Origin of the sequence: Methylobacterium sp. GC_Met_3 (assembly GCF_026540775.1) — a bacterium.
Classification (GTDB): Bacteria; Pseudomonadota; Alphaproteobacteria; order Rhizobiales; family Beijerinckiaceae; genus Methylobacterium.
Genome location: NZ_JALNUL010000002.1, coordinates 25,393 through 39,907 on the forward strand (window position 1 = coordinate 25,393; position 14,515 = coordinate 39,907).

Below are 14,515 nucleotides of genomic sequence, written 5' to 3' on the forward strand. Positions count from 1 at the left end.
TTGGATCAGGGATAGCCCCGGCCTCGGGGATTGTCTAGGGTGAACACCCTAGACACAGTGGGGAGACGATGGCGCGCGGGCAAAGTCGCCGGGCACCGAACGAAACGGACGCCGCCGTGGAAGCCCCGCGCACGCGCGAGCGGATCCTTGCGGTGAGTCTGACGCTGTTCAACACCCGCGGCCTGGGCCGGGTCACCACGGCGGAGATCGCCGCGGCGGCGGGGATCCGCCAGGGGAACCTGCAGTATTACTTCCCGCGCAAGAGCGGCTTGGTGGAGGCGGTGTTCACCGGGTTCGAGGGGGAAGCCATGACGGTCGCCGGCCGGATGCCGGCGGATTTCGCGGCGCCGGAGGCGCTCCTGGCCTATCAGCGGGGGTGGCTCGACCTGATCTGGCGCTACCGCTGCATTTATCGGGACGGCATCGCCATGGTGGAGATCGCCCCGGCTCTGCGCCCGCGCGTTCACGCCCTTCGGGCGCGGACTCAGAGCCTCGCCCGGGGCGTCTTCGAGGCGGCGGTCACGGCGGGACGGCTGCGGATCGCACCGGAGGCCCTCGGGCGACTGATCGACAATGCCTGGATCGTCTCCAGCCACTGGATGAGCCATCGCCTTCAGGGCGGCACCGAGCTGACGGAGGCCGATCTCGATTGGGGCTTCGCGCAGGTGCGCGACTTATTCGTCCCGTATCTCGTCGCCCTTCAACCGGATTGATACGGTCTGGCCCGAACCTTCCATGGGCGGTGATCGCTCATGATCGAAGGATGCGATGCTCGACCGCCTAATCCATGCCGGCCTCAGCCTCCTGCTGCTGATCGCCGTCGCGGTGCTGTTCTCGACGAACCAGAGGGCAATCCGCCCGCGGGTGGTGCTCACCGGTCTGGCGCTGCAGGTGGGCCTCGGCGCCCTGATCCTGTTCCTGCCGGCGGGGCAGGTGGCCCTCAATGCGGCGGCCGATATCGTCGTGCGCGTGCTCTCCTACGGCGACCGCGGCACCGCCTTCCTGTTCGGAGGCCTCGTCGAGCCGAAGATGTTCGAGCTGTTCGGCGGTTCGGGTTTCATCCTGGCGCTGCGGGTGCTGCCGCAAATCCTCTACGTCTCCGCCCTGATCGGGGTGCTCTACCATCTCGGCGTGATGCAGGCCCTGGCCCGTGGGCTGGGTGCAGGCCTCCGGCGGATCCTCGGCACGTCGCCGATCGAGTCCTTTGCTGCGGTGATCACCATCGCGATCGGCCAGAGTGAGATCGCGGTGGCCTTGCGCCCGTTCCTCGCCGCCCTGACCGGGGCCGAGCTGTTCGCCGTGATGTCGAGCGGTGCCGCGTCCACCGCCGGCTCGATCCTGGCCGGCTATGCGGCGCTCGGCGTCCCGATGACCTATCTGCTCGCGGCTTCCGTGATGGCGATCCCCGGCGGGCTGGTCTACGCCAAGATGCTGGTGCCCTCCACGGAGCCGACGCGGATCACCACCACCCGGGTGGAGTTCGGCGAGACCCGGGCGGCCAACATCATCGAGGCGGCGGCCGATGGAACGCAGAAAGGGCTGGTGGTGGCCGTCTCGGTCGGCGCCATGCTGATCGCGTTCGTTGGGCTGATCGCGCTGGCGGACGGGCTGTTCAGCACCCTCGGCGGTTGGGTTGGCTATCCCGGCGCCTCGTTCGAGAGCGTGCTCGGCTGGGCGCTGAGTCCTCTGGCGTGGCTCCTCGGCGTACCGTGGGAGAATGCGACGCTGGTCGGCGGCGCGATCGGTCAAAAACTCGCCTTCAACGAATTCCTGGCCTACGCCAATCTGTCACCGACCCTGAAAGCCGGGACGCTGGACGCGCGCTCACAGGCAATCGTTTGCTTCGCCCTGTGCGGCTTTGCGAACTTCGCCTCCATCGCGATCCAGCTCGCGAGTTTCGCGAGCCTGGTGCCGGAGCGACGCTCGGAGGTGGCCCGCTACGGGCTGCGGGCGATCCTGGCGGGAACCCTGTCGAACTTCACGAGCGCGGCGATCGCAGGGCTGTTCGTCGGCTGAGACGGCGGGTCCCAAGGCTCGGCCGGGGATCGTGAGGGTCGATCCCGAGATCTTCGCCGCCGGAGACTAGCACTTGAAGCGCGCACAAAAGAAAAGCGCCGCTTCGTGAGAAGCGGCGCCCAAACTGTTCGGTCGATATCTTAGTTGAAGGTGTCGATCTCAGCGGATTCGTAGCTGGTGACTTCCATGCCAACGCAGATCTCGGAAACGATCGGAGCGGTCCAGGCCATGTGTTCCTCCTAAGGAATTTCGTGTGAGTGACTGAAGCATCCAATATAGCGGGAGCTTATTCCGCTCCCGACAGGATCGACTCAGTTGAAAGTGTCGATCTCGGCCGACTCGTAGCTCGTGACTTCCATGCCGACGCAGATCTCGGACACGATCGGGGCAGACCAAGCCATGGCGTTTCTCCTCGTTGTTGGTGAGACCCATATAGGCAATATCTTGGACGCAATACAAGTGAGCACAACACTTATATTTCTCATAGGGACCCGTGGGGCCCTCTGATGCCGCCGCGCGACACCGGCTGGCGCCCTTTATGCGCAAGGCGGAAAGCCGACATCCCTGGAACGGTTACGGCTTGACGGAATTTGTGCGCTGGCGCACGACGCAGCCGCGCGACATCGCTCCGGCGGCGTCGCGCTCCCCTTCATTAGCGACCCGCGAAGCGACGTGCCCGACCGATCGTGCCAGCCGTGCCCGGCCCCGTGCCGTCATCCCGCCTGAGCCGCTGAGAGGCCTGGCCGCGGGGCGACCGGCGCACCGCCCGGTCACGGCCCTGACCCAGGATGACCGGCGCCGCGTCGCCTCGTAACCACGAGGCGAGGCCATGAACGAGATCGCCCCCTTCGACACGCGCATCGATCCGTCCGTGCTGGCCGCGCGGCTCTCGGACGAGCGGGCTCCCGACATCGTCGAGAAGCTCAACGACGAGGCCCCCGAGGTCGCCGCCGCGATCCTGCTCGGCCTGCCGATGGAGCGGGCTGTCGAGGTGCTGGACCAGCCGGAACTCGACTGCGTCGCGGACATCATCGAGATGCTGCCGCGCGACCGCGTCGCCGCCTACCTGTCGGGGATGTCGGCCGACCGGGTCACCGACGTCTTCCGCGAGATCGAGGAGCCCGGCCGTTCGGACCTGCGCGCCCGACTCGATGCCGAGACCCGCGGCGCCGTCGATCGCCTCTCGGCCTACGGCGAGGAGACGGTCGGCTCGCTGATGACCACCGAGTTCGTCACCGTGCCGGGGACCTGGACGGTGGGCCAGACACTGGAGCACATCCGCCACGTCGAGAAGACCCGCGAGACCATCTACGCGATCTTCGTGCTCGATCCGCGCACCCGCGCGCTCACCAAGGCCGTGCCCCTGCGCCGGCTGATCTCCGGGGATCCGAACGACAACGTGCTGAGCGTCGCGCCGGGCCGACGCCCGCTCGCCGTCTCGCCGACCGCGAGCCGCGAGGAGGCCGCCCGGCTGATCTCCAAGTACGACCTGCTGGCCCTGCCGGTGATCGATGCGGTCGGCCACGTGATCGGCATCGTCACGGTCGACGACATGATCGACGCCATGATCGAGAAGCAGACGCAGGACGTGCAGCGCTTCGGCGGCATGGAGGCGTTGCCCGAGCCCTACATGGATATCGGCTTCTTCACGATGATCCGGAAGCGCGCCGGCTGGCTCTGCGCGCTGTTCCTCTCCGAGATGCTGACCGCCTCGGCGATGCAGGGCTTCGAGGGAGAGTTGGAGAAGGCGATCGTCCTGACGCTGTTCATCCCGCTGATCATGAGCTCGGGTGGCAATTCCGGCTCGCAGGCGACCTCGCTGCTGATCCGGGCGCTGGCCCTCCATCAGATCCGCCTGCGCGACTGGTGGCGGGTTGCGTTGCGCGAGCTACCCACGGGTATGCTGCTCGGCGCGATCCTCGGGGTGATCGCGGTGATCCGCATTGTGGCGTGGCAGAAGCTCGGCCTCTACGATTACGGCGAGCACTGGCCGCTGGTGGCCGCCACGGTGGGGTCGGCGCTCGTCGGGATCGTGACCTTCGGCTCGCTGTCGGGCTCGATGCTGCCGTTCCTGCTGCAGCGGCTCGGCTTCGACCCGGCCACCGCCTCGGCGCCGTTCGTGGCGACGCTGGTCGATGTTACCGGACTCGTGATCTACTTCTCGGTGGCGCTGCTGATCCTGCGCGGGACGCTGCTTTAGGGCGCCCCTTCACTCGACCGCTTCGGCCAACCGCTTCCGCTGCACCTTGCCGTTGGCTGTCCGTGGCAGGGCTTCCAGGAAGCGGATCTCCCTTGGGCGCTTGTAGGCGGCGAGCCGTTCGGCGCACCATGCGAGCAGCGCCTCCGCGTCGGGCTCCGCATCCGGCTGCAGCACCACGAATCCGCAGATGACCGAGACATCGGCGCGCACGGGCAACTCCGCGACACCGACCTCTGCCACCGATGGGTGGGCGGCCAGCACCACCTCCACCTCGTCGGGCGAGACCCGGTAACCCATCGCCTTCATCAGGTCGTTGTTGCGGCCCTCGAACCAGAGGTAGCCGTCGGCATCGAGCCGGGCGAGGTCGCCGCCGACGAACCAGTCGCCGCGCATCACCTCGGCTTCTTCTTCGGGCCGGTTCCAATAGCCCAGCATCAGGGCCGGCTCGGAGCGGTGGACGGCCAGCAGTCCGGTCTCGCCTGCCGGCAGCGGCACCGGCTCGCCCTCCGTCGGCAGGATCGCCACGCGCCGCCCGGGCTGCGGCTTGCCGGGCGATCCGGGACGGACCGGGATCGTGGGGCCGCTGGAGATGTAGGTCGAGATCTCGCTCATCCCGAGCGCCTCGTAGAGGGGCGTGCCGGTGGCCTCGCGCCACGCCGCGAGCAGTTCCACCGGGAGCGGTTCGCCGGCCGTGCAGCCGTGGCGCAGGCGCGACAGGTCGTGGGTCGCCGGGGCACCGTATTTCAGGATCTGACGGTAGAGGGTCGGCACGGCGGCGAAGACCGTGGCGCCGTAGCCCGCGATCAGCCGGGGCCAGACCGCGGGATCGCGCGGGCCGTTGTAGAGCACCGCCGTGGCGCCCACCGACCACGGATCGCTGAGGCCCACGCCCAGCGTGTAGGTCCAGTTCATGGTGCCGGCGTGCAGCATCACGTCGGATTCGGTGAGCCCGAGCCAGTGGGCGAGCATCGGCCGGCGGCCATAGGCGGCGCGGTGCGCGTGCAGCACGCCCTTCGGCCGGCTCGTCGTGCCGGAGGTGTAGATCAGCATCGCCGGATCGTCGGCGGCGGTGTCGGCGTAGTCGGGGAGCGGCGGGCCGGCCTTCAGGGCGGCGATGGCTGCGGTATCAAGCAGCAGCCGGTCGCCCAGGGCCTCCGGCGCGACGGTGCAGCCGCTTCCGATTACCAGCGCGGCGGCGCCCGAATTCTCCATCAGGAATGCCGCCTCGCTCTCCGTCAGTTGCGGCGAGGAGGGCAGCGATACCAGCCCGGCCGCGAGCGCGCCGAAATGCACGAGGACGTAATCGGCCTCGTTGTCCATCCGGATCATCACCCGGTCGCCCGGTGCGAGCCCGAGCCCGAGCAGGCCGGCCGCGATGCCGCGCGCCGCGCGCTCCACCGCACCGAAGGAGAGCCGTTCGACCGCGCCGTCGCCGACCATCACCAGGGCGGTCTTGTCGGGGCGCAGGCGCGCGTTCTCGGCGAGGCAGTACCGGGCCGCGTTGAACCGCGCGGGCGGATGGCGATCGTCAGTCAGGGTGTCGGACACCGGGCGCTTCCCCCAGAAGTAGGCTTTTGACCCGTGTCCTGCCTGCGCGTGCCGTCGTCAACAGAAGGGGGACGGCAGCGCCGTGCGGCGCCAGCCCGTCCCCCTGAGAATGCTCGATCCGGGCGGGCCCGGACCGAGCGGCATTGCGAAGAGACTCAGCCGCGGTCGTCGGCACCCTCGCCAGCATCGGCCAGCGCCGCGCCGACTTCGAGGCCGAGATCGTCGAGGTTGAAGGCCTCGCGCTCGGTCACGGACTCGCCGCGGGCCTGACGCTCGGCCTCCTCGGGGCTGCGGGCGACGTTGACGGTGACCTCAACCTCGACCTCGGGGTGCAGCACCACCGGGACCTTGTGCAGGCCGAGCGTCTTGATCGGCTGGTTCAGGGTGAACTGGCCCCGATCCACCGTGAAGCCATCCTTCGCAACGACATCGGCGAGGTCGCGGGTCGAGACCGAGCCGTAGAGCACGCCGGTCTCGCCCGACTGGCGGATCAGCACGAAGCTCTGGCCGTTCAGCTTCTCGGCGACGGCCTCGGCGTCCTTCTTGCGGTCGAGGTTGCGGGCCTCGAGCTGGGCGCGCTGGGCCTCGAAGTGCTTCTTGTTGTTTTCCGTCGCGCGCAGGGCCTTGCCGCGGGCGAGCAGGAAGTTGCGGGCGAAGCCCGGGCGGACATTCACGGTCTCGCCCATCTGGCCCAGCTTGGCCACGCGCTCGAGCAGGATCACTTCCATGGTCTTTCTCCTTCAGATGGTCGGCCACGTGGGCCGGGGTTTCACGGCGCCGGGCTGTTCCTCGGGCGATCCTGGGAACGCCGGCGGTCGAGGGCTGTGTCGGCGAGGCCGAACAGAGTGAGGGCAACGAGGGCGATGCCCTGCGTCACGAACAGGATCAGGTACAGCCCGAACAGCATCAGGGTGCGTCCGGGCCGGCCGCGGGAGCGGTCGTGGAAGGCGGCGAGGCCCTGCAGCGCGAAGGCCGCGCTGAACCCCCCCACCAGGGCGACGCCGAGCACGCCGACATAGCCGGGTCCGAGGCACAGCAGCAGCGCGGCTCCGAGCGCGGCCAGTGTCACCCGCGGCATGGCGGTCGATGGAATATCGGGCCAGGGCCGCGGCAGACGGCCGGAGATCTTCACGATCCGGGCCGAAGCCCAGAGATAGAAGGCGAGCAGCAGCGCCAGCCCGTTGGCCGCGAAAGCCGGCACCACGCGCGCCAGGGCGTCGGCCATCTCGGTCCGCGTGACGTCGGCGTCATCGGTTTCGGCCGGGGTCTGCGCATCGGTGTCGGCGCCCGCATCCTGGCCGGACCGGTCGGTCTCGGCCGCTGGCGCGTCGGCCCGGCGGCTCTGCTCGGCAGTGCGGGTGGCGGGCATGCGGGCCTGCACCAGCGTCTGGGCGAGGCTGCGCAACTGCCGATCGAAGGCGGCGTGGTTCGGCGAGGACAGGACCGCGATGGCGATAAAGGCCAGAGCCGCCGTGGCGGCGATCCATCCGAGCAGGCGGCCGGTCGGATACCATTCGAGGCCGCGGGACGTCTCGCGCCCGAGGAGCGTCAGGTAGGCGAGCCACCAAGCGGGGAGGGCGATGTAAGCGCCGAAGGCCAGGCCCATGAAGGGCGCGATCACCACGGCGAGGGCAAGGCTGCCCGCCGCCGCTGCCGTCAGCGCGACCTTGTGGTTCCAGCCGAGGCCGACGATCAGGATCGGCAGCGGCGCCACGAGATAGAGCAGGATCGCGAGCGGCGTCGCCTTCAGGAGCACCCCGAACAGGAGTGCCGAGACGAGCCCAGCGCCGATACCGATGCCGATGTGCTGTACCATGAATTCCGCTGTCCCACTGCCGCTTAGGCAGGGTTAGAGGCGACTCCGCGCCCCAACGATCGGGCGACCAGGGCCGCCCTCTGCGAGGACCGGCCCGGGCAGATGCCGGGCCGGTTGGTGATCCGTGACCTACTTGATCACGTAGGGCAGCAGGCCGAGGAAGCGGGCGCGCTTGATCGCCTGAGCGAGCTCGCGCTGCTTCTTGGCCGAGACCGCGGTGATCCGCGACGGCACGATCTTGCCGCGCTCGGACACGTAGCGGGACAGGAGCTTCACGTCCTTGTAGTCGATCTTCGGCGCGTTCGCGCCGGAGAACGGGCACGTCTTGCGACGACGGAAGAAGGGGCGGCGTCCACCGCCCGCACCAGCACCAGCACCAGCACCGAATGCCATGGGTTAGCCCTCCCCGCCGAAGCTGCGCTCGGGGCGATCACCACGATCGCCGCGGTCACCCCGGTCGCCGCCGAAGCCGCCACCACCGCCGAAGCCCTCGTCGTCACGACGACGGCCGCGCTCGCGATCCTTGCGGTCGTCGCGGTCGCGCTTCTGCATCATGGCGGACGGCTCCTGATCGAGCTCCTCGACCCGGACGGTCATGAAGCGCAGGACGTCCTCGGAGATCTGCATCTGGCGCTCCATCTCGGCGATCGCGGCCGGAGGGGCGTCGATGTTAAGCAGCGCGAAATGCGCCTTGCGGTTCTTCTTGATCCGGTAGGCGAGGGACTTCACGCCCCACATCTCGATCTTCTCGAGACGGCCACCGTTCTGCTCGATCACACCCTTGTAGGTGTCGATCATCGTCTCGACCTGCTGGGACGTCACGTCCTGGCGGGCCAAGAGCACATGCTCGTAGAGAGGCATTGTCGGGCCTTTCGTCGTCAAAAGGAGCCCGGCCGCCCGGAGGCGGATGGTTCGGGCCGGTTCATATCGCGGATCACCCGGCGCCAAGCCCTTCGAGCCGATTTTCAGGCCCGAGCGGTTGATCGAAGGCGGAGACACCGGACGACGGGATCGGGAAGAGCCCTATGCCGCAAGCGGCACCGTCCGTTCAGCCCCCGGCCGGAGCGAACGCGAGGGGCGGCGCATAGTCGGTTTTTGCCGGGATGGCAAGTCGGAGAGGTTCGCGAATGGAGCCGCTGCGCGGCGCAACATCCGTTACGCCGCCTTGCCGGAACGTCGGCACGCCAGCATATCGCGACCAGAAGCCCGGCGCATCACGCCGATCTTGGGACGAACCAGCGGATGACCTCCGAAGAGCTGCGCCTCGGCGTCAACATCGATCACGTCGCCACCGTCCGCAACGCCCGCGGCGGCGACTATCCGGACCCGGTGCGGGCCGCGTTGCTCGCGGTCGAGGCGGGGGCCGACGGCATCACCGCGCATCTGCGCGAGGACCGGCGTCATATCCGCGACAGCGACATCGCGGCGCTCAAGCGCGGCCTGTCCGTTCCGCTCAACTTCGAGATGGCGGCGACCGACGAGATGGTGGCGATCGCGCTGAGCACCCGGCCGCACGCCGCCTGCCTCGTCCCGGAGAAGCGCGAGGAACGCACCACCGAGGGCGGCCTCGACATCATCCGCGGTCGCGATCACCTCGCCCCCCGCATCCGGGCGCTGGCGGAAGCCGGTATCCGGGTGTCGCTGTTCGTGGAACCGGAACCGGCGGTGATGGAGGCCGCCCGGGCCCTCGGCGCGCCGGTGGTCGAGCTGCATACCGGCAGCTACTGCGAGGCCGCCCTCGACAACGATGCGGCACGGACCGCGCACGAGCTGGCCCGGATCCGGCGCGCCGCCGAGCACGGTGCCGGACTGGGGCTCGAGATCCATGCCGGCCACGGCCTCACGCTCGGCAGCGTCGGACCCGTCGCGGCTCTCCCACAGATCCGAGAGCTCAACATCGGCCATTCCCTGATTGCCGACGCGATCTTCAAGGGGCTCGCCCAGGCCGTGCGGGACATGCGGGCCGCCATGGACCGGGCTCGGTCGTCATGATCATCGGGATCGGATCGGACCTCTGCGACATTCGCCGGATCGCTCGGACCTTGGAGCGCCACGGTGCGCGGTTCACCCAGCGCGTCTTCACTGACGGGGAACGGGCCCGCTGCGACGCGCGCGCGGCCCGCGCCGAGGGATATGCAAGGCGCTTTGCCGCCAAGGAGGCCTGCGCCAAAGCGCTCGGCACCGGCCTCAGCGGCGGCGTGTTCTGGCGCGACATGGAGGTGGTGAACCTCCCCTCCGGCCAGCCGACCCTGCACCTCACGGGAGGGGCCGCAGAGCGACTCGCGGATTTGCTGCCGCCGGGCCATGCGGCTCACCTTCACGTCAGCCTGACGGACGATCCACCCCTGGCACAAGCCTTCGTGATCATCGAGGCGCTGCCGGCCGGGAACGACGCCTGACCAGAGCGCGGATCGGAGCGCGGATTAGCCGGCCCCCTTCGTGCGTTGCGGGGGGATCGCGCTTGGTCTAGACCCGCCGCTCACGGCGGACACGATTGCGGCGTATTCCTCGGGACAACCGCTGACAGCGCCGCCTCCGCAGGCGGCAGACGACGCAATTTCAACCGAAGACGGAACGTGCGCGTGGATTACGACGGCAAGCCGCTCAGGAAGCCCGCCGAAACCGGCACCTGGGCCAGCATCCGCGAGACCCTGAAGGTCGGCATCCAGGCGCTGCTCATCGCCCTCGTGGTGCGGACGCTGCTGTTTCAGCCGTTCAACATCCCGTCCGGTTCTCTGGTGCCGACTCTTCTGATCGGCGATTACCTGTTCGTTTCGAAATACTCCTACGGCTACTCCAAGTACTCGCTGCCGCTCTCGGAGTACATTCCCGTCCAGGCCGATGGCCGGATCTGGGCCGCCGAGCCGAAGCGCGGCGACATCGCGGTGTTCAAGCTGCCGAAGGACAACGCGACCGACTACATCAAGCGCGTGATCGGCCTGCCGGGCGACAAAATCCAGATGATCGACGGCGTTCTCAACATCAACGGCAAGGCGGTCAAGCGCGAGCGGATCGCCGATTACGAGACGACCGATCCCTACGGTCAGGCCACCAAGGTCCCGCAATACCTGGAAACCCTGCCCAACGGCGTGGTCCATAATGTGATCGAGCGCGACGGCGACAACGGCTTCTGGGATAAGACCGAACTTTATACGGTCCCGGCCGGACACTTCTTCATGATGGGCGACAACCGCGACAACTCCACCGATTCGCGCGATCTCGCCAATGTCGGCTTCGTGCCCTTCGCCAATTTCGTGGGCCGGGCCGAGATGATCTTCTTCTCGATCGACGAGGGCACACCGGCGTGGCAGGTCTGGAACTGGCCGGCCCATGTCCGCTGGTCGCGCCTGTTCTCGACGATCCATTGATCGGTGCGGACTTGGACGAGGCGGCCCAGCCCCGGATTTCGGCGCGGACCCGGCGCGCCCACAAGCCGCGCCCGCCGCTTGGCGTGCTGGAGGCGCGGATCGGGCACAGCTTCGCCGACCAGAGCCTGCTCACCCGCGCGCTGACCCATACCAGCAAGGCCGCCGGACGCGGCGGCAGCTACCAGCGCCTCGAGTTCCTCGGCGACCGCGTGCTCGGCCTCGCTGTGGCGGACCGGCTCTACGCCGCTTTTCCCGATGCCGACGAGGGTGACCTGTCGCGGCGGCTCGCGGCACTCGTGCGGCGGGAGACCTGTGCGGTCGTGGCCGCCGCCTGGGATGTCGGGCCCTACCTGATCCTCGGACAGGGCGAGGTCATGGGCGGGGGACGGCGCAACCAGACCATCCTGGCCGATGTCTGTGAGGCGATCCTCGGCGCGATCTATCTCGATGCCGGGTTCGATGCCGCCCGGGCTGTGGTCGAGGCGCATTTCCACCCGAGCGAGCCGGATGCGGCGGCACGGGGTCGCGACGCCAAATCCGCCCTGCAGGAATGGGCCATGGGCCGCGGCCTGCCGATCCCCACCTACGCGGTGGTTGAGCGTACAGGTCCGGACCACGCGCCACGATTCCGCATCGCGGTTGAGGTCGAGGGCCTTGCGCCCGGGCTCGGCGAGGGCACATCCAAGCGGATCGCCGAACAGGCGGCCGCGCAGGCGCTGATGGAGCGGGAGGGGATCGGAGCCCTGCCGGCGGCGGGGCCGACGGAGACAACATGACCGATCACGATCAGGACGACGCTTCGCAGGACGACGCTTCGAACGAGGGACCCGCCAACGCCGTCTCGGCGCTCCCGGGCACGCCGGCCGACGCCCGGGCGGGCTTCGTCGCGCTCATCGGCGTGCCGAATGCCGGCAAGTCGACGCTGCTGAACAACCTCGTCGGCACGAAGGTCTCCATCGTCTCCCGCAAGGTGCAGACCACGCGGGCGCTGGTGCGCGGCATCTTCATCGAAGGCACCGCGCAGGTGGTTCTGGTCGATACGCCCGGCATCTTCGCGCCCAAGCGCCGACTCGACCGGGCGATGGTCCATTCGGCCTGGAGCGGCGCCGCGGACGCGGACGCGGTCTGCTTGCTGGTGGATGCCCGCAAGGGGGTCGACGAGGAGGTCGAAGCGGTGCTCGGCCGCCTCGACGGCGTGAAGCGCGACAAGCTGCTGATCCTCAACAAGATCGACCTGATCGCCCGGGAGCGGCTGCTCGAGCTCGCGGCCAAGCTCAACGCCGCCGCACCCTTCGCCGAGACCTTCATGATCTCGGCGCTGAACGGCAGTGGCGTGCAGGATCTCCGGCGTGCGCTCGCCGCCCGGATGCCGGCGGGTCCCTGGCTCTACCCGGAGGATCAGGTCTCGGACGCGCCCCTGCGCATGCTGGCCGCCGAGATCACCCGGGAAAAGATCTACGACCGGCTGCACGAGGAGCTGCCCTATCGCTCCACGGTCGAGACCGACCAGTGGCAAGTCCGGACTGACGGGTCGGTGCGGATCGAGCAGACGATTTTCGTGGAGCGCGAGAGCCAGCGCTCGATCGTGCTCGGAAAGGGCGGCCAGACCATCAAGGCGATTGGGCAGGCGGCCCGGATCGGGATCTCCGAGGCGGCCGACGCGAAGGTCCACCTGTTCCTGCACGTGAAGGTGCGTGAGAACTGGGCCGACGATCCGGCCCGCTACCGCGAGATGGGGCTCGAGTTCCCCCGGGGATGATGCCCGATCCGGGCAGCGTCGATTGGGGAGGCTGGGCTTCCGGCTCTATTCCGGTATAAACCGGGACGTTCCCCCGGATGATCCGAGTCGGGCGCGGGTCTTCCCCGCACCGCCGCGGACTTGCGTTCCGGGGCCAGCTCTCCAACGCCCGAATCATTCATGCGACATGCCGTCTACGGCCTGCCGCCGATGGATCTCGCCGAGATCCCCGGCGATGCCGTCCAGGTTTCCCCATTGATTCCCGGTGCCGCGCGGCTCGAGGATCTGTCCGAGAACAGTCTCGACACCGCCACCGTCCTCGCCCCGCCGGGAACGGTGGAGCGGCGCTACGTGCTCGCGCAGGTGCTGCGGGCTCTGGGTCCGGGCGGCCGGATGATCGCCCTGGCGCCCAAGGATCGGGGCGGAAGCCGGCTGGCCAAGGAACTCACCACCTTCGGGTGCGCTGCCGCCGACCAGCCGCGCCGGCACCATCGGATCTGCCGCACCGACCGGCCGCCCGAGCCGGCCGGCATCGCCGAGGCGATCGACGAGGGCAGCCCCCGCCATGTCGACAACCTCGCCCTGTGCACGCAGCCGGGCATCTTCTCCTGGGACCGGCTCGATCCCGGTACGGCCCTGCTCGTGGCGAACCTGCCGGCCTTGAAGGGTCGGGGGGCCGATCTCGGCTGCGGCCTCGGGATACTCGCCCGGGCGGTCCTCGCCTCGGACGCCGTGACCGCGATGACCCTGGTGGAGATCGACCGGCGTGCCGTCGAAATGGCCCGCCGCAACGTCGCCGATCCGCGGGCGACGATCCTCTGGGCCGATATCCGTACGCCCGGGCTCGTGCCCGGCAAGCTCGACTTCGTCGTGATGAACCCGCCGTTCCACGAGGGCGGCGCTGAAGATCAGGCGCTCGGCCGGGCCTTCGTCGCCCGGGCCGCCGAGGTGCTGCGGCCCGGCGGGACCCTGTGGCTCGTGGCCAACGCGCACCTGCCCTACGAGGCGACGCTTCAGGCGGCGTTCCGCAGCGTTGCCGTGACCGTGCAGGCGAACGGCTACCGGGTCTACGAGGCGCGCCGGTGAGCGCGAAGGCGGTTCGGTTGGACAAGCTGCTGGCCAATCTGGGCTACGGCTCGCGCCGGGAGATCCAGAATCTGGCCCGCGCCGGCGCGATCCGCCTCGACGGCGCGGAATGGGCCGATGCCGGGGACCGGATCGCCCTGGATCCCGACTTGCCGGATCGGCTGGTGATCGACGGCGAAGCCCTCGATCCCCTCCCGGGCCTGTGCCTGATGCTGCACAAGCCGCTGGGCGTGACCTGCTCGCACAAGGAGGCGGGTCCGCTGGTCTACGGGCTGCTGCCGGAGCGCTGGCGCCGCCGCGACCCGCCGCTCTCCACCGTGGGCCGCCTCGACAAGGAGACTTCCGGCCTGCTGCTGCTCACCGACGACGGTGCGCTGCTGCACCGGATCATCAGTCCGAAGGCCAATTTGGCGAAGCGCTACCGCGTGACCCTCGACCGACCGCTGACCGGCAGCGAGACAGCGGTCTTCGCCTCCGGCACGCTGATGCTGGAGGGCGAGGAGCGGCCTCTGCTCCCGGTGATACTCGCGGTCGAGGATGCCACTCATTGCGCGGTGACCTTGACCGAGGGTCGATACCATCAGGTCCGCCGGATGTTCGCCGCCGTGGGCAACCACGTGACGGCCCTGCACCGGGACCGGGTCGGTGGGCTGGACCTGCCGGCGGATCTGGCGGCGGGCGCTTATCGCATCATGACGGCGCCCGACGTGGAGGCTGTGTTCGCGGGCGGGTGATTCTGTTTT

At 69.0% G+C, this 14,515-nt stretch carries 17 protein-coding genes; 10 read left to right on the forward strand and 7 right to left on the reverse strand.

The genetic code is table 11. The features are described from left to right. Nucleotides 1-116: 116 nt before the first annotated feature. Both OXS27_RS03435 and OXS27_RS03440 read left to right on the forward strand, forming a co-directional pair. Nucleotides 117-713 carry a TetR/AcrR family transcriptional regulator gene (locus tag OXS27_RS03435; protein ID WP_267354305.1) on the forward strand — a complete coding sequence of 199 codons (597 nt, stop codon included), beginning with the start codon at nt 117-119 and terminating at the stop codon, nt 711-713. 55 nt (nt 714-768) lie between these two features. Continuing rightward, nucleotides 769-2,016 (forward strand): nucleoside transporter C-terminal domain-containing protein, encoded by a 1,248-nt coding sequence (locus OXS27_RS03440; RefSeq protein ID WP_267354306.1) that lies wholly within the window; start codon nt 769-771, stop codon nt 2,014-2,016. A gap of 140 nt (nt 2,017-2,156) precedes the next feature. On the opposite strand, the gene pqqA (OXS27_RS03445) is transcribed toward OXS27_RS03440, so the two are convergent. Further along, on the reverse strand, nt 2,157-2,246 hold the full coding sequence (gene pqqA, locus OXS27_RS03445) for a pyrroloquinoline quinone precursor peptide PqqA (protein WP_091712468.1): 90 nt from the start codon (nt 2,244-2,246) through the stop codon (nt 2,157-2,159). Between the two features lie 81 nt (nt 2,247-2,327). Beyond that, the gene (pqqA, locus tag OXS27_RS03450; RefSeq protein ID WP_007559223.1) at nt 2,328-2,417 is read right to left on the reverse strand and encodes a pyrroloquinoline quinone precursor peptide PqqA; all 90 of its coding nucleotides are present in this window, start codon (nt 2,415-2,417) and stop codon (nt 2,328-2,330) included. A 428-nt stretch (nt 2,418-2,845) separates the two neighbouring features. Between pqqA (OXS27_RS03450) and mgtE the strand changes: the two genes are divergently transcribed. After that, nucleotides 2,846-4,216, forward strand: a complete 1,371-nt coding sequence (gene mgtE, locus OXS27_RS03455) for a magnesium transporter (protein ID WP_243918134.1) — start codon at nt 2,846-2,848, stop codon at nt 4,214-4,216. 9 nt (nt 4,217-4,225) lie between these two features. Here mgtE and OXS27_RS03460 read toward each other — a convergent pair whose 3' ends face one another. From OXS27_RS03460 to rpsF, 5 genes are all read right to left on the reverse strand, one after another. Further along, nucleotides 4,226-5,764 carry an AMP-binding protein gene (locus OXS27_RS03460; RefSeq protein WP_267354307.1) on the reverse strand — a complete coding sequence of 513 codons (1,539 nt, stop codon included), beginning with the start codon at nt 5,762-5,764 and terminating at the stop codon, nt 4,226-4,228. A gap of 155 nt (nt 5,765-5,919) precedes the next feature. Next, nucleotides 5,920-6,492, reverse strand: a complete 573-nt coding sequence (gene rplI / locus OXS27_RS03465; protein ID WP_243918124.1) for a 50S ribosomal protein L9 — start codon at nt 6,490-6,492, stop codon at nt 5,920-5,922. Between the two features lie 41 nt (nt 6,493-6,533). Beyond that, the gene (locus OXS27_RS03470) at nt 6,534-7,580 is read right to left on the reverse strand and encodes a DUF2232 domain-containing protein (RefSeq protein WP_267354308.1); all 1,047 of its coding nucleotides are present in this window, start codon (nt 7,578-7,580) and stop codon (nt 6,534-6,536) included. Between the two features lie 129 nt (nt 7,581-7,709). Continuing rightward, on the reverse strand, nt 7,710-7,973 hold the full coding sequence (gene rpsR, locus OXS27_RS03475) for a 30S ribosomal protein S18 (RefSeq protein WP_058194722.1): 264 nt from the start codon (nt 7,971-7,973) through the stop codon (nt 7,710-7,712). A 3-nt stretch (nt 7,974-7,976) separates the two neighbouring features. After that, nucleotides 7,977-8,441 (reverse strand): 30S ribosomal protein S6, encoded by a 465-nt coding sequence (rpsF, locus tag OXS27_RS03480; RefSeq protein WP_243918120.1) that lies wholly within the window; start codon nt 8,439-8,441, stop codon nt 7,977-7,979. A gap of 381 nt (nt 8,442-8,822) precedes the next feature. Between rpsF and OXS27_RS03485 the strand changes: the two genes are divergently transcribed. The 7 genes from OXS27_RS03485 to OXS27_RS03515 all read left to right on the forward strand — a co-directional run bounded on the left by OXS27_RS03485 (nt 8,823) and on the right by OXS27_RS03515 (nt 14,506). Next, a complete protein-coding gene (locus OXS27_RS03485; protein ID WP_267354309.1) occupies nt 8,823-9,572 on the forward strand; it encodes a pyridoxine 5'-phosphate synthase in 750 nt (249 codons plus the stop codon). Next, on the forward strand, nt 9,569-9,979 hold the full coding sequence (gene acpS, locus OXS27_RS03490) for a holo-ACP synthase (RefSeq protein ID WP_267354310.1): 411 nt from the start codon (nt 9,569-9,571) through the stop codon (nt 9,977-9,979). Before OXS27_RS03485 ends, acpS begins: the two co-directional genes overlap by 4 nt. A 183-nt stretch (nt 9,980-10,162) precedes the next feature. Then, the gene (gene lepB, locus OXS27_RS03495; protein WP_267354780.1) at nt 10,163-10,948 is read left to right on the forward strand and encodes a signal peptidase I; all 786 of its coding nucleotides are present in this window, start codon (nt 10,163-10,165) and stop codon (nt 10,946-10,948) included. Further along, complete coding sequence (gene rnc / locus OXS27_RS03500) at nt 10,948-11,724, forward strand: ribonuclease III (protein ID WP_267354782.1); 777 nt, start codon at nt 10,948-10,950, stop codon at nt 11,722-11,724. Before lepB ends, rnc begins: the two co-directional genes overlap by 1 nt. Continuing rightward, the gene (gene era, locus OXS27_RS03505) at nt 11,721-12,707 is read left to right on the forward strand and encodes a GTPase Era (RefSeq protein WP_267354311.1); all 987 of its coding nucleotides are present in this window, start codon (nt 11,721-11,723) and stop codon (nt 12,705-12,707) included. The genes rnc and era overlap by 4 nt, the downstream gene beginning before the upstream one ends. Before the next feature lie 159 nt (nt 12,708-12,866). Beyond that, a complete protein-coding gene (locus tag OXS27_RS03510) occupies nt 12,867-13,772 on the forward strand; it encodes a class I SAM-dependent methyltransferase (protein WP_267354312.1) in 906 nt (301 codons plus the stop codon). Further along, nucleotides 13,769-14,506, forward strand: a complete 738-nt coding sequence (locus tag OXS27_RS03515) for a pseudouridine synthase (protein WP_267354313.1) — start codon at nt 13,769-13,771, stop codon at nt 14,504-14,506. Before OXS27_RS03510 ends, OXS27_RS03515 begins: the two co-directional genes overlap by 4 nt. The last annotated feature ends 9 nt before the right edge of the window (nt 14,507-14,515 follow it).